We start from the raw sequence: 499 nt of genomic DNA on the forward strand, positions 1-499 counted from the left end.
AACCTCTTTCGGGTTGTCTGTCAGCTGACGACCACCTGTGACTTCATTTTCACTCTGCTGTTTACCCTGATGCCCCAGAATCCAGGTCGTGACAAAAAAGGTAATCAGGCAAATAACCAGGGCCACAACAGCAGCCAGCACGAAGGCGGACCATAACTGCTCACTGCACCAGATCATATATTTGTCATGCAGTACCTGAGCCGCGTTCATGCGGAAGGTTTTACCGTAATACTGGATCTCATAGACCGGCTGGGATTTGATTAAATCCCGCATGCCTTCCAGCGTGGTGCACCACCAGTAAATACAGCCATTGATGAAGGTCTGCCAGCTTATTTTCATCCACAGGACCAGGCCAACGAGAAGCCAGAATAAAATAAACAGACAGTAGAAAATAATATTGGCGATCTGACTGAACATGCGGATACGCATGGAGGCAATCTGACCGCCCTGGGTCATATCCTTTGCGTTAAAACTCATGATGAAACTCCGGGAAAATCTG

1 protein-coding gene is annotated in these 499 nt (G+C 47.9%); it reads right to left on the reverse strand.

Features of this window, described 5'->3' with window-relative positions:
• A partial coding sequence (locus C7B16_RS24370; protein WP_308813100.1) for a TraD N-terminal domain-containing protein occupies positions 1-477 on the reverse strand: 477 nt, incomplete at its 3' end.
• Positions 478-499 lie beyond the last annotated feature (22 nt).

Source organism: Escherichia sp. 20412-1 (assembly GCF_003027595.1).
GTDB lineage: Bacteria > Pseudomonadota > Gammaproteobacteria > Enterobacterales > Enterobacteriaceae > Escherichia > Escherichia marmotae.